At 64.5% G+C, this 19,901-nt stretch carries 12 protein-coding genes; 10 read left to right on the top strand and 2 right to left on the bottom strand.

The window, feature by feature from the left end:
• The first annotated feature begins 36 nt into the window (after positions 1–36).
• The 6 genes from gltB to eno all read left to right on the top strand — a co-directional run bounded on the left by gltB (position 37) and on the right by eno (position 10,692).
• Entirely contained in the window at positions 37–4,485 is a 4,449-nt protein-coding gene (gene gltB, locus BM341_RS07535; protein ID WP_089794512.1) for a glutamate synthase large subunit, read from the top strand.
• A gap of 89 nt (positions 4,486–4,574) precedes the next feature.
• Positions 4,575–5,993 carry an FAD-dependent oxidoreductase gene (locus BM341_RS07530; protein WP_089794510.1) on the top strand — a complete coding sequence of 473 codons (1,419 nt, stop codon included), beginning with the start codon at positions 4,575–4,577 and terminating at the stop codon, positions 5,991–5,993.
• 112 nt (positions 5,994–6,105) lie between these two features.
• Positions 6,106–6,660 carry a cupin domain-containing protein gene (locus BM341_RS07525; RefSeq protein WP_089794508.1) on the top strand — a complete coding sequence of 185 codons (555 nt, stop codon included), beginning with the start codon at positions 6,106–6,108 and terminating at the stop codon, positions 6,658–6,660.
• A 164-nt stretch (positions 6,661–6,824) separates the two neighbouring features.
• A complete protein-coding gene (locus BM341_RS07520) occupies positions 6,825–8,480 on the top strand; it encodes a CTP synthase (RefSeq protein WP_089794506.1) in 1,656 nt (551 codons plus the stop codon).
• A gap of 5 nt (positions 8,481–8,485) precedes the next feature.
• The gene (gene kdsA / locus BM341_RS07515) at positions 8,486–9,367 is read left to right on the top strand and encodes a 3-deoxy-8-phosphooctulonate synthase (protein WP_245784209.1); all 882 of its coding nucleotides are present in this window, start codon (positions 8,486–8,488) and stop codon (positions 9,365–9,367) included.
• Between the two features lie 35 nt (positions 9,368–9,402).
• Positions 9,403–10,692, top strand: coding sequence for a phosphopyruvate hydratase (gene eno / locus BM341_RS07510; RefSeq protein ID WP_089794504.1), 1,290 nt, complete (start codon positions 9,403–9,405; stop codon positions 10,690–10,692).
• Positions 10,693–11,173: 481 nt separating this feature from the next.
• Here eno and fdxA read toward each other — a convergent pair whose 3' ends face one another.
• Positions 11,174–11,497 carry a ferredoxin FdxA gene (gene fdxA, locus BM341_RS07505; RefSeq protein ID WP_089794502.1) on the bottom strand — a complete coding sequence of 108 codons (324 nt, stop codon included), beginning with the start codon at positions 11,495–11,497 and terminating at the stop codon, positions 11,174–11,176.
• 141 nt (positions 11,498–11,638) lie between these two features.
• Positions 11,639–14,191: a DNA mismatch repair protein MutS gene (gene mutS, locus BM341_RS07500; protein ID WP_089794786.1), complete on the bottom strand. Its 2,553-nt coding sequence runs from the start codon at positions 14,189–14,191 to the stop codon at positions 11,639–11,641.
• Positions 14,192–14,867: 676 nt separating this feature from the next.
• On the opposite strand from mutS, the gene BM341_RS07495 reads away from it, so the two are divergent.
• The 4 genes from BM341_RS07495 to BM341_RS07480 all read left to right on the top strand — a co-directional run bounded on the left by BM341_RS07495 (position 14,868) and on the right by BM341_RS07480 (position 19,830).
• Positions 14,868–17,585 carry an AsmA family protein gene (locus BM341_RS07495; protein ID WP_175507822.1) on the top strand — a complete coding sequence of 906 codons (2,718 nt, stop codon included), beginning with the start codon at positions 14,868–14,870 and terminating at the stop codon, positions 17,583–17,585.
• Between the two features lie 104 nt (positions 17,586–17,689).
• Complete coding sequence (locus tag BM341_RS07490; RefSeq protein WP_089794499.1) at positions 17,690–18,196, top strand: CinA family protein; 507 nt, start codon at positions 17,690–17,692, stop codon at positions 18,194–18,196.
• 60 nt (positions 18,197–18,256) lie between these two features.
• Complete coding sequence (gene recA, locus BM341_RS07485; RefSeq protein WP_089794497.1) at positions 18,257–19,351, top strand: recombinase RecA; 1,095 nt, start codon at positions 18,257–18,259, stop codon at positions 19,349–19,351.
• A gap of 2 nt (positions 19,352–19,353) precedes the next feature.
• Positions 19,354–19,830 carry a regulatory protein RecX gene (locus tag BM341_RS07480; RefSeq protein WP_089794495.1) on the top strand — a complete coding sequence of 159 codons (477 nt, stop codon included), beginning with the start codon at positions 19,354–19,356 and terminating at the stop codon, positions 19,828–19,830.
• Positions 19,831–19,901 lie beyond the last annotated feature (71 nt).

Genomic DNA, 19,901 nt, shown 5'->3' with positions numbered 1-19,901 from the left:
CGCTGCCAAAAAAATACCCCTTCGCGAGGCACGCTCATGAACAGAGGTCTCCATCATCCCGGCGAGTTCCGTGACAACTGCGGGTTCGGCCTGATCGCGCATATGCAGGGCGAGGCGAGCCACGATCTGCTCAAGACGGCAATCGAGTCGCTGACCTGCATGACCCATCGCGGCGGTATCGCCGCCGACGGCAAGACCGGCGACGGCTGCGGGCTGCTGCTGCAGATGCCCGATGCCTTCATGCGTCATGCGGCCCGCGAGGCACTCGGTGTCGAGCTGGGTGAGCGCTACGCCGTGGGCGTGGTGTTCCTACCCGACGACGATGCCCGCGAGACCCGTGGGCGCGAGGCCCTGGAAACCGAGCTGGCGCAGCGCGGGTTGGTGGTCCATGGCTGGCGCGAGGTGCCGGTCGACCCGAGCGTCTGTGGCCCCATGGCGCTGGAGTGCCTGCCGCGCATTCGCCAGCTGTTCGTCGAGCCCGGCGAGGGTGGTGTTGCGAACTTCGACGTCGACCTGTTCATGGCCCGGCGGCGTGCCGAACAGACGCTGCGCGATGATGAAGACTTCTATGTCAGCTCGCTGTCCTCCGAAGTGGTGTCCTACAAGGGATTGATGATGCCGGTGGACCTGCCGGCCTTCTATCCGGACCTCGGCGACGAGCGTCTGGAAACCGCGATCTGTGTCTTCCATCAGCGCTTCTCGACCAACACTGCGCCGCGCTGGCCGCTGGCCCAGCCGTTTCGCCTGCTGGCCCACAATGGCGAGATCAATACCGTCGAGGCCAACCGCGGCTGGGCGAACTCGCGCAAGGCGAATTTCGTCAACGAGCGTCTGCCCGACATCGCCGAGCTCGACGAGATCGTCAACACCACCGGGTCCGACTCCTCGAGCATGGACAACATGCTTGAGGTGCTGCTCACCGGTGGCATGGAGCTGCACCGCGCCGTGCGCATGATGGTGCCGCCGGCCTGGCAAAACGTCGAGATCATGGACGGCGACCTGCGCGCCTTCTACGAATACAACTCCATGCACATGGAGCCCTGGGACGGCCCGGCCGGGGTGGTGATGACCGACGGTCGCCAGGCGGTCTGCATGCTCGACCGCAACGGCCTGCGTCCGGCCCGGTGGGTGATCACCAAGAACGGCTACATCACGCTGGCCTCGGAAATCGGCACCTACGGCTACCAGCCCGAGGATGTGGTGGCCAAGGGCCGTGTCGGCCCGGGCCAGATACTGGCCGTCGATACCCAGACCGGTGAGGTGCTGCATACCAACGATATCGACGAGCGTCTGAAGTCGGCCTTTCCCTACAAGCGCTGGCTGAAGCAGGAGGCCCAGTACCTGGAGTCGGCGCTGACCGAGCTTGCCAGCTTCCAGAACATGAACACCGACCAGCTCAACGTGCAGCAGAAGATGTTCCAGGTCAGCTTCGAGGAACGCGACGAGCTGCTGCGTCCCCTGGCCGAGAGCGGCCAGGAGGCGGTGGGCTCCATGGGTGACGACACCCCCATGGCGGTGTTGTCCGGCAAGCATCGCCTGCTGTCGGATTATTTCCGCCAGAAATTCGCCCAGGTCACCAATCCGGCTATCGATCCGCTGCGCGAGGCGATCGTGATGTCGCTGGAGACCTGCATCGGTGCCGAGCTCAATGTCTTCAAGGCCACCCCCGAGCACGCCCACCGGATCATCCTGACCACGCCCATCCTGTCGCCGCGCAAGTTCGCCGCGCTGATCCATCAGGACGACCCGGCTTTCGCCAGCCACACCTTTTCGCTGGGTTACGACCCCGAGGAGATGGGCCTGAAGAAGGCGCTCCTCGAACTCTGCCGCCAGGCCGAACAGGCCGTTTATGACGGCAAGGTGATCCTGGTGCTCTCCGATGCCGAACTGCCCAAGGGCCAGCTGCCGATTCACGCGGCGCTGGCCGTCGGGGCGGTACACCATCATCTGGGGCGGCTGGCGCTGCGCCCGCGGGCCAACATCGTGGTCGAGACCGGCTATGCCCGCGACGCCCACCAGATGGCGGTGCTGTTTGGTGTCGGCGCCACGGCGGTATATCCCTGGCTCGCCTACCAGGTCATGGCCGACATGCACCGTACCGGCGAGCTGGTCGGCAACCCCGCCGATGCTCGCGAGAACTATCGCAAGGGCCTGCAGAAGGGGCTGTTCAAGATCCTCTCCAAGATGGGTATCTCGACGTTGGCCTCCTACCGCGGCTCGCAGCTGTTCGAGGCGGTGGGACTATCCTCGGAAGTGATGGACCTGTGCTTTACCGGCATGGCCTCGCGCATTCAGGGCGCCGGTTTCAGCGAGTTGCAGTTGCAGCAGGAATTGCTGGCCCGCGACGCCTGGTCGCCGCGCAAGGGCATCACCCAGGGCGGGTTCTTCAAGTACGTCCACGGTCACGAGTATCACGCCTACAACCCGGACGTTATCAAGACGCTGCAAGAGGCGGTGCAGGAAGGCGACTACGCCAAGTGGAAGAAATTTGCCGCGCTGGTCAACGAGCGTGCGCCTGCCACGCTGCGCGACCTGTTGGGCCTCAAGGCCGCCGACGAGGCGATGCCGCTCGACGAGATCGAGCCGGTCGAGGATCTGCTGCCGCGCTTCGACAGTGCCGGCATGAGTCTCGGCGCGCTGTCGCCGGAGGCCCACGAGTCGCTGGCCCAGGCCATGAACGAAGCCGGCGGGCGTTCCAACTCGGGCGAGGGCGGGGAAGACCCGGCCCGTTACGGCACCATCCGTTCCTCCAAGATCAAGCAGATCGCCTCCGGGCGCTTCGGCGTCACGCCGGCCTATCTGGTCAACGCCGAAGTGCTGCAGATCAAGGTCGCCCAGGGCGCCAAGCCCGGCGAAGGCGGCCAGCTGCCGGGCGGCAAGGTCAATGAGCTGATCGCGCGTCTGCGCTACGCGGTGCCCGGGGTGACGCTGATCTCGCCGCCGCCGCACCACGACATCTATTCCATCGAGGATCTGGCGCAGCTGATCTTCGACCTCAAGCAGGTCAATCCGGACGCCCAGGTCTCGGTCAAGCTGGTGTCCGAGCCCGGCATCGGCACCATCGCCACCGGGGTCGCCAAGGCCTATGCCGACCTGATCACGGTGTCGGGCTACGACGGCGGCACGGCGGCGAGCCCGCTGACCTCGATCAAGCATGCCGGCAGCCCCTGGGAGCTGGGCCTGCCCGAGGTTCACCAGGCGCTGCGCATCAATGGCCTGCGCGACAAGATTCGCCTGCAGACCGACGGCGGCCTGAAGACCGGCCTCGACGTGGTCAAGGCGGCGATCCTCGGCGCCGAGAGCTTCGGCTTCGGCACCGCGCCGATGGTGGCGCTGGGCTGCAAGTACCTGCGGATCTGCCATCTCAACAACTGTGCCACCGGTGTCGCGACCCAGAACGACTACCTGCGCGACGAGCATTTCCGGGGCACCGTCGACATGGTCAAGCACTACTTCCGCTTCATCGCCGAGGAAGTACGCGAGCTGATGTCGCTGCTCGGCGTGCGCCAGCTCACCGACCTGATCGGACGTACCGACCTGCTGGAAGTGCTGGAGGGCATCACGCCTTCCCAGCGCAAGCTCGACCTGACGGACCTGCTGACCAACGACTTCGTGCCGGCCGAGGCGCCGCAGTTCTGCCAGGTCAGCCGCAACGTACCCCATGACCCGGGCGCCAAGAACCAGGAAGTGCTGGCGGCGATCAAGGAGGCCATCGAGAACCGCTCGGGCGGCGAGTTCTCCTTCTCGATCACCAACTGCGACCGCTCCGTCGCCGCACTGGCCTCCGGCGCCATTGCCAAGCGCTACGGCGAGGCGGGTCTCGAGGACGCGCCGATCACCGCGCGCTTCACGGGCGTGGCCGGCCAGAGTTTCGGAGTGTGGAACGCCCGTGGCCTGTATCTGTATCTGGAGGGGGACGCCAACGACTATGTCGGCAAGGGCATGAACGGCGGCAAGGTGGTGATCGTGCCACCTTCCAACAGCCAGTTCGCCAGCCACGAGACGGCGATCATCGGCAATACCTGCCTGTACGGCGCAACCGGCGGCAAGCTTTATGCTGCGGGCACCGCGGGTGAGCGTTTCGGGGTGCGTAACTCGGGGGCCGAGGCGGTGATCGAAGGCGCTGGCGATCATTGCTGTGAATACATGACTGGTGGCCTGGTCTGCGTGCTAGGCGAGACTGGCGTCAACTTCGGCGCGGGGATGACCGGTGGCTTCGCCTACGTGCTCGACGAGGACCGCAGCTTCGTCGACAAGTACAACCATGAACTGGTGGAGATCCACCGTATCAACACCGAGGTCATGGAGGCTTACCGGCGCCACCTGCGGGAGCTGGTCGAGGAGTTCGTGGCCGAGACCGGCTCGGCGCGTGGCCGCGCGATCCTCGACGACTTCAGCGACTTCATCCGCCATTTCTGGCTGGTGAAGCCCAAGGCGGCCAGTCTCAACGGCCTGCTTGCCGAATCCCGGCGACGGCCGGAATAAATGAGGCGGCGGCCCGAATGAGCGAGGCCGCTACCGCCCAGTGAGCCCCGCCGGCGCCCCGAGACAGCCAAGTGAGAGGAACAGAGACCATGGCTAACCGTCTTAGCAACGATTTTCAGTTTATCGATGTGGGTCGTCAGGACCCGAAGAAGAAAGAGGCACGTACCCGCGCCAAGGAGTTCGCCGAAATCTACGAACCCTACAAGCCCCAGGAGGCGGCCAGCCAGGCGCATCGTTGCCTGCACTGCGGCAATCCCTACTGCGAGTGGAAGTGCCCGGTGCACAACTATATCCCCAACTGGCTGCAGCTGGTCAGTGAGGGCAATATCCTGGAAGCCGCCGAGCTGTCGCACAAGACCAACACGCTGCCCGAAGTCTGCGGGCGGGTGTGCCCGCAGGATCGACTCTGCGAGGGCGACTGCACCCTCAACGACGGCTTCGGTGCGGTCACCATCGGCTCGGTGGAGAAGTACATCACCGACACCGCCTTCGCCATGGGCTGGCGGCCCGACATGTCCAAGGTCACCTGGACTGACAGGAAGGTCGCGGTGATCGGCGCCGGCCCGGCAGGGCTCGGCTGCGCCGACATCCTGGTGCGTAATGGCGTCAAGCCGGTGGTGTTCGACAAGTACCCCGAAATCGGTGGCTTGCTGACCTTCGGTATTCCCGAATTCAAACTCGAGAAGATGGTCATGGAGCGCCGGCGCGCGGTGTTTGAGGAGATGGGCATGGAGTTTCGCCTCAATATCGAGATCGGCCGCGACATCGAGTTCGCCTCGCTGCTCGAGGAATACGATGCCGTCTTCCTGGGAATGGGCACCTACAAGGCGATGCAGGGGGGATTTCCTGGCGAGGACCTGCCGGGGGTCCATCGGGCGCTCGATTTTCTGATCGCCAACGTCAATCACTGCCTGGGCTTCGAGAAGAACCCGCAGGACTACGTTTCCTTCAAGGGCCAGCGGGTCGTGGTGCTGGGCGGCGGCGATACCGCCATGGACTGCAACCGTACCTCGATTCGTCAGGGCGCCAGCAGCGTGACCTGTGCCTATCGCCGCGACGAGCAGAACATGCCGGGGTCGCGCCGTGAAGTGGCTAACGCCCGCGAAGAAGGGGTGGAGTTCCTGTTCAATCGCCAGCCGGTCGCCGTGATGGGCGAAGGCAAGGTCGAGGGCGTGAAGGTGGTCCGCACGCGTCTCGGTGAGCCCGACGAGAAGGGTCGTCAGCGGCCCGAGGTGGTGCCGGGCTCCGAGGAGGTGATTCCGGCCGATGCGGTGGTCGTGGCCTTCGGTTTCCAGGCCACGGATATCGACTGGTTGGCACCGAATCAGGTGGACGTGAACGAGCGCGGCCTGATCAAGGCGCCCGAGCAGGGCAGCTTCGCCTTCCAGACCAGCAACGAGAAGGTCTTCGCCGGCGGCGACATGGTGCGCGGCTCCGACCTGGTGGTCACCGCCATCTATGAGGGACGCCAGGCCGGTGAGGGCATCCTCGACTACCTAGGCGTGTAACGGCGTCACGCCTGTAGCATCTTTCTACGCCCGGTCCACAGCGGCAGGGCGTTCCCATCACTGTGCTTCTAGACTTCGTGGAGAAAAGGGCTTTTCTGGGGAGGAAGGCATTATGGAAGCGGTACTATCGAAGCTGGGGCTGGCGGATGAAGGAGGGGGCCCGGTAGCGCCCGAGCGGATGACCTTCTCCGATGATGGGGCCATTCCCAACACGCGCCTGGCGACGCTGCTGTTTCGTTCTCGGGGGCTCGACCCGCAGCTCGACCGTGAAGCGGTGGCAGACTGCTTCGCGCCTCTCTTCACCGCCAACGGCTGGCGGCCAAGCTGGCGCGGCGGCGTATACGACTATCACCACTACCACTCCATCGCCCACGAAGCCTTCGCCGTGCTGTCGGGCTGGGGGCGGCTGCGCCTGGGCGGGGAGCAGGGTGACGACGTCGAGATCCGTGCCGGTGATGCGCTGGTATTGCCGGCGGGCACGGGGCATTGTCATGTCCAGGCCAGCGAGGACTTCCTGCTGCTGGCCGCTTACCCCGAGGATCAGCGTGAGCTCGACCTGATCCGCGCCGACCCCGTGGAGCATGATGCGGCGGTGGCGCGCATCGCCAAGGTATCGCGGCCCGAGCGCGACCCGCTGGGCGGCGAGCTCGCCCACTGGTGGCCATGACGACGCCCCACCGATGGACATCGCAATTTTAGCGATGCCTCTCGAGACTGAGCCATCGCCCTTCGGCGGTGAAATTGAGCCATTGGTCGTAACCTGCTAGTCTGTCGACCCATCCGGGCGCGGCTTTCTGCCGCGTCCACCGATCACGTTTCGACAGGTTCCCCATGACGCGATATATCTTCGTGACCGGCGGCGTTGTGTCCTCTCTCGGCAAGGGCATCGCGTCGGCCTCGCTGGCGGCGATTCTCGAGGCGCGCGGCCTCAAGGTCACCATGCTCAAGCTCGACCCGTACATCAACGTGGACCCGGGCACCATGAGCCCCTTCCAGCACGGCGAGGTGTTCGTTACCGAGGATGGCGCCGAGACCGATCTCGATCTGGGTCATTACGAGCGCTTCATTCGTACCAAGATGACCCAGGGCAACAACTTCACCACCGGCCGCGTCTATGAGGACGTGCTGCGCAAGGAGCGCCGCGGCGACTACCTCGGCGGCACCGTGCAGGTGATTCCGCACATCACCGACGAGATCAAGCGCCGCGTCTATGCCGGCGGTGAGGGCTTCGATGTCGCACTGGTCGAGATCGGCGGTACCGTGGGTGATATCGAGTCGCTGCCGTTTCTGGAGTCGATCCGCCAGATCAGAAGCGAGTTGGGCGCCAGTCGGGCTATCTTCATGCACCTGACGCTGGTGCCCTACATCAAGACCGCCGGCGAGACCAAGACCAAGCCGACCCAGCACAGCGTCAAGGAGCTGCGCTCCATCGGCATCCAGCCCGACATCCTGATCTGTCGCAGCGAAGTCGAGCTTGCGGAAACCGAGCGGCGCAAGATCGCGCTGTTCACCAATGTCGAGGAGCGCGCCGTCATCCCCCTGCAGGATGCCGATACCATCTATCGCATTCCGCTGATGCTTCACGAGCAGGGCCTGGACGGGATTGTCTGCGACAAGCTGCGCCTGGAAGCCGAAGAGGCCGACCTCACGGAGTGGGTGCACGTGCTCGATGCCAAGCTCAACCCGCTCAAGTCCATCAACATCGCCATGGTCGGCAAGTACATGGAATTGCTCGACGCCTACAAGTCGCTCAATGAAGCGCTGATCCATGCCGGCATCCAGACCCGCATCAAGGTCAATGTGGATTACATCGATTCCGAGGACATCGAGCATCACGGCCCCGAGCGCCTGGCCGGCAAGGACGCCATCCTGGTGCCCGGCGGTTTCGGCGAGCGTGGCGTCGAAGGCAAGATTGCCACCGCGCGTTACGCTCGCGAGAACGGCATTCCGTATCTCGGCATTTGCCTGGGCATGCAGGTCGCGGTGATCGAGTTCGCGCGCCACAAGGCCGGTTGGGCAGACGCCGACTCGACGGAGTTCACCCACGATACGCAGCACCCGGTAGTGGGGCTGATCACCGAATGGCTCACGCCCGAAGGCAAGATCGAGCTGCGTGATGCTGCCTCGGATCTTGGCGGCACCATGCGCCTGGGCGGTCAGGTCTGCCACCTCAAGGAAGGCACCAGGGCCCGCGACGCCTACGGTGCCGACGAGATCATGGAGCGTCATCGCCATCGTTACGAGGTCAACGACCAGTTCGTCGCTGATCTGGAAAAGGCCGGGCTGGTGGTCTGTGGCAGAAGCGTCGACAATTCATTGGTGGAGATGGTCGAGCTGCCGGACCACCCTTGGTTCGTGGCTTGCCAGTTCCACCCGGAATTCACTTCCACGCCGCGCGATGGCCATCCGCTGTTCACCGGCTTCGTCAATGCGGCGCTGGAGCACAAGGCGGCGCGCACCCGCGCTCAGAACGTCCACCAGGAGTGAGGCCCATGTCTGCCATGAATGAGTCCGCATCCGAACGCCATGTCCCAGAGCGTCATATATCAGTTGCCGGCCTCAGGGCCGGCAATTCGTTGCCGCTGATGCTGCTCGGGGGCATGAACGTGCTGGAATCCCGGGAGCTGGCTCTCGAGGTTGCCGAGACCTATGTCGAGGTGACCGGCCGCCTGGGCATACCCTTCGTCTTCAAGGCGAGCTTCGACAAGGCCAACCGCAGTTCCATCCACTCCTTCCGCGGCCCCGGCCTGGAGAAGGGGCTGGAGATGCTCGCCGAGGTAAAGGCCCGTTACGACGTGCCGATCATCACCGACGTTCACGAGCCCTGGCAGGCGGCGCCCGTCGCCCAGGTGGCCGATATTATCCAGCTGCCAGCCTTCCTGGCACGCCAGACCGATCTGGTGGTGGCCCTGGCCGAGACCGGGGCGGTCATCAATATCAAGAAACCTCAGTTCCTGGCACCGCATGAAATGCGTCACATCATTCGCAAGTGTGAAGAGGCCGGCAACGACAAGTTATTGCTTTGCGAGCGCGGCTCCAGCTTCGGGTATAACAATCTGGTGGTTGATATGCTCGGTTTTGGTGACATGAAGCAGACTGGCTATCCTGTCTTTTTCGATGTGACACATTCGCTTCAGCGTCCTGGCGGGCGCGCCGACAGTGCCGATGGACGCCGGGCCCAGGTCGCCGAGCTGGCGCGGGCGGGAATGGCCGTGGGGCTCGCGGGCCTGTTTCTGGAAGCGCATCCAGATCCTGACAATGCCAAGTGCGACGGACCCTGCGCGCTGCCCCTTGGCCGCCTGGAGCCTTTTCTGGCGCAGCTCAAGGCGATCGATGACCTGGTGAAAGGATTTGCCCCGCTTGAGATCGCTTGATCCAACACGCTGGTACCAAAAGAGGAAACGTTCCAATGAAGATCGTCGAACTCCGTGCGCTTGAGGTGCTCGATTCGCGCGGTAACCCCACCATCCAGGCCGAAGTTCACCTTGAAAGCGGTGCCAGCGGTGTGGCGTGTGCGCCAAGCGGCGCTTCCACCGGCTCTCGTGAGGCCCTGGAGCTGCGTGATGGTGACAAGGCACGCTATCTCGGCAAGGGCGTGCTGAAAGCCGTCGAGGCCGTCAATGGTTCCATCCGCGACCGCCTTGTCGGCATGGACGCCGATGACCAGCGCGGCCTGGATAACGCCATGCTCGAGCTTGACGGCACCGACAACAAGGCCAACCTGGGGGCGAATGCCATCCTGGCGGTGTCGCTGGCTGCGGCCAAGGCCGCAGCGGTCGCCAAGAAGGTGCCGCTTTACGCCCACATTGCCGACCTCTATGGCCAGCCCGGTCAGTACCTGCTGCCGGTGCCGATGATGAATATCCTCAATGGCGGCGAACATGCCGACAACAATGTCGACATCCAGGAATTCATGATCCAGCCGGTGGGCGCGCCGAATTTCCGCGAAGGCCTACGCATGGGTGCCGAGATCTTCCACGCGCTCAAGAAGGTGCTCTCGGCCCGCGGGCTCTCTACTTCCGTGGGTGACGAGGGCGGTTTTGCACCTAACCTGGCGTCCAATGCCGAGGCGCTGGCGGTCATCAAGCAGGCCGTAGCGGATGCCGGCTATACGCTCGACCGCGACGTGACCCTGGCGCTGGACTGTGCTTCCTCGGAGTTCTATCGGGACGGCCAGTATCATCTTTCCGGCGAGGGCAAGCACTTCGACGCCGAGGGGTTCGTCGACTATCTGGCTGAGCTTTGCGAGCAGTACCCCATCGTGTCCATCGAGGATGGCATGGACGAGTCCGATTGGGCGGGCTGGAAAGCGTTGACCGACAAGCTCGGCGACAAGGTGCAACTGGTCGGCGACGACCTGTTCGTGACCAATACCCGGATTCTCAAGCGCGGTATCGACGAGCAGATCGGTAACTCCATCCTGATCAAGTTCAATCAGATCGGCTCGCTCTCCGAAACCCTCGATGCCGTGCGCATGGCGCAGGATGCCGGATTCACCGCGGTGATCTCGCACCGCAGCGGTGAAACCGAAGACACCACCATTGCCGACCTGGCGGTGGGCACCTGCGCCGGTCAGATCAAGACCGGCTCGCTGTGTCGCTCGGATCGGGTGGCCAAGTACAACCGCCTGCTGGTCATCGAGCGCGAGTTGGGCGACGGCGTCGCCTATCCCGGCCGAATGGCCATCAAGGGGCAATAAAGGGCACGGTACGTTTTTGTTGTCTTGCTTTGTAAGATATTGACTATGCACGGGCCAAGAGATCGCCTCTAGGCTTGGCAGGAAGATCGGCGCCTTGGGTGTCGGTCTTTTTTATTTCCCTGATTTAGCTGCTTTTTCTCGCTTGCCTCGCTGACAGGCATCGCAAGTTGCCAGGGCCGGGGTTACTTGTGTTGCAGTGCAGCTCTGCCAGAATCGCCGGAGGACAAGGCAAGGCGTTCTGCGTCTTGCCAGCAGGATGCAGTGAGATGCTGGATGGCTGGCTCGGTGCGACAGAGGACGTCGCTTCCAGGCAGGGAAAAGCCATAGGAAGCGAGCGGAGGGACCCGCTCAAGGGTCGGTTGGGAGCGGGCGGTCTGCGGACCGCCTTTTTTGTGTCTGCCTGACGATACAGTCAGAAACGACGATGCCGAATGTCTCGGACCTTCGGCATCGTTGTGTCACGCCTTTGGGTTTGCGACGATCAGCGCTCCAGGTATTCGAGCTTGCCCGGCTTGCCGTCCCATTCTTCGGCGTCCGCCGGCGGTTCCTGTTTCTCGCTGATGTTGGGCCATACCTCGGCGAGCTCGGCGTTGATCTCGATGAAGGGTTCCTGACCTTCGGGGAGTTCATCTTCCGAGAAGATCGCCTCGGCGGGGCATTCCGGTTCGCACAGGGCACAGTCGATGCACTCGTCGGGGTGGATCACCAGGAAGTTGGGCCCTTCATAGAAGCAGTCCACCGGGCAGACCTCGACGCAATCGGTGTACTTGCACTTGATGCAGTTCTCGGTGACGACGAATGTCATGCCGATTTCCCTCCCTCGGGCCGGGGCGAGCCGCGGCCGATAGTGAAAATTAAGTAATTAGTTATAAAAGCCAGGTTTTTTATAAGTAGGAAGGCCGTAAAAGCACCATTTTAGTCGCGGCCCTACATCGGCCGCAAGCGGCTACAGCGTGGCTTTCCAGCGATAGAGCAGTTCAAGCGCCTGGCGAGGTGTCAGGTCGTCGAGTGCCAGGCCATCCATTTCGTCCACCAGGGGATGAGGTGCGCTGGCAAAAAGATCATTCTGGCGGGGGGGAACGTCTTCCGGCCTTCCCGGCGCGGCGAGCTGCCGGCTGCCCTGGTCGATCTCGTGCTGCTCGAGAACCGCGAGCTTTTCCCGGGCCCGCGCGATGACCCCCTGGGGAACGCCGGCAAGCTGGGCCACCTGCAGGCCGTAGCTCTGGCTGGCCGGCCCATCTTCCACGCGATGCATGAAGACGATGCCGTCCTTGTGTTCCGCCGCGGTGAGGTGAACGTTGGCCACTGCGTCAGCCTGCTCTGCGAGTGCGGTCATCTCGAAATAGTGGGTGGCGAAGAGCGTGAAGGCGCGTGAACGCGTCAGGTGTTCGGCGCTGGCCCAGGCCAGCGAGAGGCCATCGAAGGTGCTGGTGCCACGGCCGATCTCGTCCATCAATACCAGGCTGTGGTCGGTGGCATTGTGCAGGATATTGGCCGTTTCGGTCATCTCGACCATGAACGTCGAGCGCCCACCGGCTAGGTCGTCCGAGGAGCCGATGCGGGTAAAGATCCGATCCACCGGACCGATCACGGCGGCGTCGGCCGGCACGAAGCTGCCAGTGTGGGCGAGCAGGGTGATCAGCGCCGCCTGTCGCATATAGGTGGATTTGCCGCCCATGTTGGGGCCGGTGATCACCAGCATGCGACGCTCATCGCCCAGCATGAGGTCGTTGGGCACGAACGGTGCGTCACTGACATGTTCGACCACCGGGTGGCGGCCGGCATGAATGCTGATGCCCGGCCGCTCGGCCAGCTGTGGACGAGTGAAGTCCAGCGCCCTGGCGCGTTCGGCAAAGGCGCACAGCACATCGAGCGTCGCCAGGGCATTGCTGGTGGCCTGCAGATCGCCAAGCTCGGCGTTCAAGGCGTCGAGCAGGCCATCGTAAAGCAGCTTCTCGCGCGCCAACGCGCGGGATTTCGCCGACAACGCCTTGTCCTCGAACTCCTTGAGTTCGGGAATGATGAAGCGCTCGGCATTCTTCAGCGTCTGGCGGCGCACGTAGTCGACGGGTACCTCGCGCGCCTGGGCGCGGGGAATCTCGATAAAGTAGCCATGGACGCGGTTGTAGCCCACCTTGAGGCCGGCCAGACCGGTTCGCTCGCGCTCGCGGGTTTCCAGCGCGATCAAATAATCGCCGGCGTGCTCGGCCAGACCGCGGTGCTCGTCGAGCTCGTCGTCGAAGCCGCCAGCGATCACCCCGCCATCACGGATCACCACCGGCGGATTGTCCACCAGGGCGCGCGTCAGGGTGTCGGTAAGCTCGGGGTAGGGACGGATATGCCGCTTGAGGGCGTCGAGTGCCGTGCCCTCGCCGTAGCTCTCAAGCTCGGTCTGAAGGCCAGGCAGTGCGACCAGGGCATCGCGAAGTCGCGCCAGATCCCGCGGTCGGGCACTGTAGAGGGCGACGCGCGCGAGAATTCGCTCCACGTCGCCGATTGCCTTGAGCGATTCGCGAAGCTCGGCGAAGCCCTCGTTGTCGAGCAGCAGCGCGACTGCCGCCTGACGTCCCTGGATCAGCTCACGGTCCCGCAGGGGTCGGTTGAGCCAGCGCTTGAGCAGCCGCGAGCCCATGGCGGTGGCGGTGGTGTCGAGCACGCTGGCCAGGGTGTTATCGCTGGTGCCGCCGAGATTGGTGTCGATTTCGAGATTGCGGCGGCTGGCGGCGTCGATGACCACTGCATCGCCACGATTCTCCACTCCGATGACGGTGACATGCGGCAGGGCGGAGCGCTGGGTGTCGCGGGTGTAGTCGATCAGCACCCCGGCGGCGGTGATGGCGGCCTCGAGCGCCGCGCAGCCGAAGCCACGCAGGTCCTGGACCGCAAACTGGTCGCAAAGGGTGCGCTGGGCGCTCTCCGGGTCGAAAAGCCAGTCGCTTTGCCGGCGCAGGCCGCGGCGGCCGTCCATAGAGGGAGACAGGGTCAGGCTCTCCGCGACCAGCAGCTCGGCGGGGTCGAGGCGCTGGAGCTCGGCGAGCATTTCCTCTTCGCCCTCGACCTCGAGCACATTGAAGCGTCCGCTGGAAAGCTCCAGCCAGGCGAGGCCCCATTTAAGGCCGTCCGCATGGACGGCCATCAGCAGGTTATCGCGGCGGGCGTCGAGCAGCGCCTCGTCATAAAGGGTGCCGGGGGTGACGATGCGCACCACCTTGCGCTCGACGGGCCCCTTGGCGGTTGCCGGGTCGCCGATCTGCTCGCAGATGGCCACCGACTCGCCGGCCTGCACCAGACGGGCCAGGTAGCCTTCGGCACTGTGGTAGGGCACCCCGGCCATGGGTATCGGCTTGCCCGCCGACTGGCCACGCTGGGTCAGAGTGATGTCGAGCAACTGCGCGGCGCGGCGGGCATCCTCGAAGAACAATTCGTAGAAGTCGCCCATGCGATAGAAGAGCAGCGCGTCGGGATGATCGCGCTTGAGCTTCAGGTACTGGACCATCATCGGGGTATGGCTGGGTGCGGTCGTCTCGGCCACGTCTCGTCTAGCCTGCGTCGGTTCGGTTCAAGGTCGCGGGGGGAGCGGGGAAACACTCGCCAATCGTAGGCGCAAGCTTACCATGCGCGGCCAGGGGCCAGCACGCAACGCGATGTCGCGCCTGGCGCCATTGCCGAGGGATGAGAAATGACTTGCTGGGTATTGGGGCGTCGAATCACAGGCGCCGCGAGGCTCGGTCCTTGAGTGGCTCGGTCCTGGAATGTCTAGGGCTTCGAGTTCCCCGGGGGGCCTTTGCCGCCGCGCCGCTTGTTCCATAGCTGCCTTGCGGTGCGCTTGGCTTTCTCGCGGTTCGCGGGTTTCCTGAACCAGTTGGCAATCATCAACCCGATAGCTCGCTTCATACCTACCTCCATGTCATGAGAAGTGAACCCTTCCCGTCAATATATGGTGTCCATTCGCGGTGGTGTCAATGCGGGAAGGGGTGTTATCTCGCGTGGCGCTGGCGTTATGACCGTGGTGAGAGCCTTGACTATACTTTTTGTGCGTTCCGATTGAACGACAAGGCGATATCGCACGTGGGACAGGGCCGTTCCGCATGGCGCCTCCAGGAGGTGATGTGGCAAGGATAGCTCGGTGGGTCTTGCTGCCGCTTTTGGCGGTTGCCCTCTTGTTGGGGGGAGCCATGTGCCTGGTTGAGTCGGCCTGGGCGCAGGAAGGGGTGGAGAAGCAGGCCAGCCAGCGTCTGGACGGTCGCAACGACGAGATCGGTGCGCTGGATGGCGTTTGGGGCTGGCCGCGGGAATGGCTGGAGAAGCAGGCCAGCCAACGCTTGGGCGGTCGCAATGTCGAGATCGGTGCGCTGGATGTCGATTGGGGATGGCCGCTGACGGTGCGTCTGGAAGACGTCAGGGTCGCCAATCCCGACTGGGCGCCCCATGAACACATGCTGGAACTGGAAGCGCTGGAGCTCGAGGTCGACACCGGTGCGCTGCTGCGCGCCAATATCCAGCTGCAGCGCCTGGATCTGCAGTCTCCCGTCGTGCATCTGGCCCGGGGAGAGGATGGCGCCGTCAGCTGGGAGGGGGTGATCGATCAGGAGCCGGGTCAGGAGCCCGGCATCCGCCCCGATGTCGTCAACGTGGAGGAGGGTCGTCTCACCTATCGCGACCCGCTGCTCGAGGCGGATATCGACGCCGCCTTCGAGACACGCGGCGACGAGGGGGAGGTGCGCGAACTGATAGCCCAGGCGCAGGGCAGCCTCCAGGGCCAGGAGCTCGATCTCGAGGTCCGGGGCGATGCGCCAGCGCAGGCGCTGGCTGCCGATCCACTGGACTATGAAGCTCGGCTGGAGGGCCAGCTGGGCGGGAGCCCGCTGTCGGGCTCGGTCAGCGTGGTCATGGAGGACAGGCCGCACATCGAGACGCAGCTGGATATCGAACGGCTCGACCTGGAGCGCTGGAACATCGCCGGCATGGAGGATGCCGATGAGGAAGACCAGGACGCACGCGAGGAGGACGAGGCCACCGAAGAGGAGAATGGCGTTAGCGACTGGCAGCGGCGCTGGGCTGAGCGGCTGAGCGTGCTGCGGGAGTTCTCCGGCGAGGCGGACCTGTCAATCGATCGGCTGGACTATGGTGATGACACGCTGCGAGACGTGGCGCTGGAGGCTCGCGTCGCCGAGGGGCGTCTGTACGTAGAGCGCCTGCACGCCGCGCATGGCGAGAGCGGGCTGACTGCGCAGGGCTGGCTGGAGCCGACCGCGGAGGCCCTGGAGGGCGCCGTCGATGCAGAGCTCTCTCAGGTGGATCTGCAGGAATCACTGGCACCGCTGGGGCTCGATGCCGAGGGCGTGCTGGGCGGGCGGCTGCATGCCCGCTTCACGCAGGGCAGACTCGTCTTCGAGGACACCTCGCTCGACTACCGAGCGCCCGCGCACTCCCTGGCGCTATACGTGAATGCCGATACGGTGCGGCCTGATGACATGTCGGTCACCGGAGTGCAGCTGCAGGGCAACGGCACCTACAACGCGCGGGATTTCGACTACGACCTCGAGGTCGGGCCGCTGCTCGACCTGAACGACCCCGACAAGCCCTATCCGGTGGAGGGAAAGATAATCGCCGGGGAGACATCGCTGACGGTGGATGGCACCGTCGAACAGCCGCTGGCGCTCTCCGCGCTGCAGGGCACTTTCCATCTGGCGGGGCCCAACCCGTCGCGGCTCAATGAGCTGACCGGCCTGAACCTGCCCGATCTGCCACCCTACGAGCTCGAGGGCTACCTCGATTACGAGGAGAGCCTGGTGCAGCTGCGCGACGCGCAGGGCCGTTTCGGCGACAGCGACGTCAGCGGCGACGTACGGCTGCGCCTGGGCGAGCGCAACATGCTCTGGGCAAACCTGCACTCGCAGCAGCTGGTCCTGGGCGACCTCACCCCATTGACCGGGGCGAAGCCCACGCCGGGCGATGAAGCGGAAGGATGGCGCGGCAGCGTTGACACCCAGCCTGCCAGGCTCTTCCCCGACAACGAGTGGAACGTGCAGGGGCTGCGGCGCATGGATGCCAAGGTGGTCTACAGCGCAAAGGACGTGGACGCCCGCTACGCGCCGCTGAACGACGTGGCGCTCGAGCTGACGCTGGACAATGGCCTGCTGACTCTCGAGCCGCTGCAGGTTGGCCTCGGCGGCGGCGATGTGAACTCGCGGCTGACACTCGACGCTCGAGAGGAGCCTCTGAGCGGCGATCTCGCGCTGTCGCTACGCCAGGTGAACCTTCGCCCGATGCTGCGGGAGGCGGAGCTTGGCGACATCGCCGAGGACTCCGCGGGAACGATCGGCGGCGAGGGCCAGGTCAGCTTCCACGGCAACTCGATGGCCGCGGTCATGGCCAGCCTCGATGGCACGCTTGAGCTGGCAATGTCCGGCGGCGAACTGGACATGCTGCTGGTCGAGGCCGCGGGGCTGGACGTGGGCGAGGCCCTGCTGGGTGCGCTGGCCGAGGCGGACCAGGTGTTGATGCGCTGCGCCTACGCCCAGCTCGAAAGCGAGGATGGCACGACGACACTGGAGGAGTTCTTCATCGATACCGAGGACACCAACTTCACCGGCACCGGTGCGATCAACTTCGGCAACGAGCGGCTGGAACTGATCTTCGAGGCTCACCCCAAGGACCCCAGCCTGCTGGCTTCCGATTCGCCGGTGAAGGTGCAGGGCCGGCTGACCGACATGGAAATCAAGGTGATCTCTCGCGAGCTGCTGGCTCGCGGTGTCCTGTCGGTTCTCGGCGCGGTCGTCGCCCCGCCGCTGGCGATCGTGCCCTGGATCGAGCTAGGCACGGGAGAAAATGTCGGACCTGGCTGCCGGCAGGTGTTGGCGGAGTTTGCGGCGGGAGAAGACGCTGGCTGACGCCAGAGTCCCCCGGGGTAGACGGCTCTGCTAAGCTGTCTGCCGATAACGCTTGTCGGCGTTTTCCATCTCACTCGGAGGCATTCTTGCAGAGCGATCGTTTGATGAGGCTCGACTTTCTGACCCTTGCCGAGCGCCTGGGACATGCTTGCCACGCCCATGGCGTCACGGTGACCACAGCGGAATCCTGTACCGGCGGTGGCGTGGCCAACGCCATTACCGCCGTCGCCGGCAGTTCGGCCTATTTCGAGACCGGCTATGTCACCTACTCCAACGCGGCCAAGAGCCGCCTGCTGGGCGTACCGGCAGCGGTGCTCGAGGCCCATGGCGCCGTCAGTCGCGAAGCGGTCGAGGCCATGGTGGCCGGGGCCTGCCGCGAGTCCGGGGCGGACCTCGGCGTCGCCATCAGCGGCGTGGCCGGTCCTGGGGGAGGCAGCCCCGACAAGCCGGTCGGCACCGTCTGGCTGGCCTGGGGTGGCATCCGGCGGGTCGAGGTCGAATGCCATCATTATCCCGGAGATCGCCTGGCGGTACGCGAGCAGGCGGTGCGCGATGCGCTCATCGGGCTGATACGGCAACTGGAATCTCAGGACAAGATTGCGATGCGCTAGGCGAATCGCTTTTTTTACGCCATACTACTGGTCAATCATACAGTGCACAGGGGGCATTTCATGGCTCAGGACGACAACCGCAGCAAGGCATTGAACGCTGCGCTTACACAGATCGAGCGTCAGTTCGGCAAGGGTACCGTGATGCGCCTCGGCGACACGCCGCGGGTCGTCATGCCCTCGGTTTCCACCGGCTCTCTGGGGCTGGACATCGCTCTGGGTATCGGCGGCCTGCCGCTGGGGCGGGTCGTCGAGATCTTCGGCCCCGAGTCCTCGGGCAAGACGACCCTGACCCTGTCGGTGATCGCCCAGGCCCAGAAACAGGGCAAGACCTGTGCCTTCATCGACGCCGAGCATGCCCTCGACCCCAGCTATGCCGAGAAGCTCGGGGTCAATCTCGACGACCTGCTGGTCTCCCAGCCCGATAACGGCGAGCAGGCCCTGGAAATCTGCGACATGCTGGTGCGCTCGGGCGGTGTCGATGTCATCGTGATCGACTCGGTGGCGGCACTGACGCCGCGCGCCGAGATCGAAGGTGAGATGGGCGACTCGCATGTCGGCCTGCAGGCGCGCCTGATGTCACAGGCCCTGCGCAAGATCACCGGCAACATCAAGAACGCCAACTGCATGGTGGTATTCATCAACCAGATCCGCATGAAGATCGGCGTGATGTTCGGCAGTCCCGAAACCACTACCGGCGGCAACGCGCTGAAGTTCTATTCGAGCGTGCGCCTGGACATTCGCCGTACCGGCTCGGTCAAGCAGGGCGACGAGGTCACCGGCAACGAGACGCGGGTCAAGGTAGTCAAGAACAAGGTGGCGCCGCCCTTCCGCCAGGCCGAGTTCCAGATTCTCTATGGCAAGGGCATCTATCATGCCGGCGAAGTCGTCGACCTGGGCGTGCAGTGCAAGCTGGTCGACAAGGCGGGTGCCTGGTACAGCTATCAGGGCAACAAGATCGGTCAGGGCAAGGCCAACGCCGCCCAGTTCCTGGAGGATAACCCCGCCGTGATGGAGGAGATCGAGAGCCAGATTCGCGGACAATTGCTGGCCACGGCCGAGCCCAAGGAGAAGGAGGGCAAGGAAAGCAAGCAAGGTGCGGCCGAGGTGCCCGCCGGTGACGCGATCGAGGACACCGGCGAGGACGGCCTGCTCTAGCCATGCCTGTCAGCGCCGGCGCTCGCGACGCGACGCCCCGGGACGACGCAATCCGTCTGCTCTCGAGGCGCGAGTATTCCCGCCAGGAGCTCGTCGAGCGCCTGGCCGCCAAGGGCCATGAGCCGGCGGCCATTGGCGAGTGTCTCGACGACCTGGCCGAGCGGGGACTGCAATCCGATATTCGCTTTGCCGAGAGCTTCGTGCGTTCGCGTATCCAGCGCGGCCAGGGGCCGATGAAGATCCGCGTTGAACTCGAACGACGCGGCATCGACCGGGAACAGGTGAGTGCTGCCTTTGCCGATTGCGAACCGTCGGGTGAGCCCGATTGGTTCGCCCTTGCCTGCGAGGCGCTGGCGCGGCGCTTCTCCTCGCCTGGCGATACGCCCCGCGAGCGGGCCCGGCGTGAGCGCTTCCTGGCCGGCCGTGGCTTTGCCTTCGAGCAGGTCCGCTACGCCATGGAGCATGCCTGGCTGGAATGATTCCCACCCCACGCTGAAAATTCCTTGACGATTACGTTATAATTCCTTCCTTTTGACGCTGTCGGGCTCCA

This window comes from Halomonas korlensis (assembly GCF_900116705.1).
In the GTDB taxonomy this organism is placed as follows: Bacteria; Pseudomonadota; Gammaproteobacteria; order Pseudomonadales; family Halomonadaceae; genus Halomonas; species Halomonas korlensis.
Note: the sequence above shows the minus strand (reverse complement) of the source record. Positions and strands in the feature narration are given on the sequence as shown.

Excerpts from the sequence above, each read along its gene's own strand:
- gltB (WP_089794512.1), top strand. The coding sequence starts at position 37 with ATGAACAGAGGTCTCCATCATCCCGGCGAGTTCCGTGACAACTGCGGG.
- BM341_RS07530 (WP_089794510.1), top strand. The coding sequence starts at position 4,575 with ATGGCTAACCGTCTTAGCAACGATTTTCAGTTTATCGATGTGGGTCGT.
- BM341_RS07525 (WP_089794508.1), top strand. The coding sequence starts at position 6,106 with ATGGAAGCGGTACTATCGAAGCTGGGGCTGGCGGATGAAGGAGGGGGC.
- BM341_RS07520 (WP_089794506.1), top strand. The coding sequence starts at position 6,825 with ATGACGCGATATATCTTCGTGACCGGCGGCGTTGTGTCCTCTCTCGGC.
- kdsA (WP_245784209.1), top strand. The coding sequence starts at position 8,486 with ATGTCTGCCATGAATGAGTCCGCATCCGAACGCCATGTCCCAGAGCGT.
- eno (WP_089794504.1), top strand. The coding sequence starts at position 9,403 with ATGAAGATCGTCGAACTCCGTGCGCTTGAGGTGCTCGATTCGCGCGGT.
- fdxA (WP_089794502.1), bottom strand. The coding sequence starts at position 11,497 with ATGACATTCGTCGTCACCGAGAACTGCATCAAGTGCAAGTACACCGAT.
- mutS (WP_089794786.1), bottom strand. The coding sequence starts at position 14,191 with ATGATGGTCCAGTACCTGAAGCTCAAGCGCGATCATCCCGACGCGCTG.
- BM341_RS07495 (WP_175507822.1), top strand. The coding sequence starts at position 14,868 with ATGTGCCTGGTTGAGTCGGCCTGGGCGCAGGAAGGGGTGGAGAAGCAG.
- BM341_RS07490 (WP_089794499.1), top strand. The coding sequence starts at position 17,690 with ATGAGGCTCGACTTTCTGACCCTTGCCGAGCGCCTGGGACATGCTTGC.
- recA (WP_089794497.1), top strand. The coding sequence starts at position 18,257 with ATGGCTCAGGACGACAACCGCAGCAAGGCATTGAACGCTGCGCTTACA.
- BM341_RS07480 (WP_089794495.1), top strand. The coding sequence starts at position 19,354 with ATGCCTGTCAGCGCCGGCGCTCGCGACGCGACGCCCCGGGACGACGCA.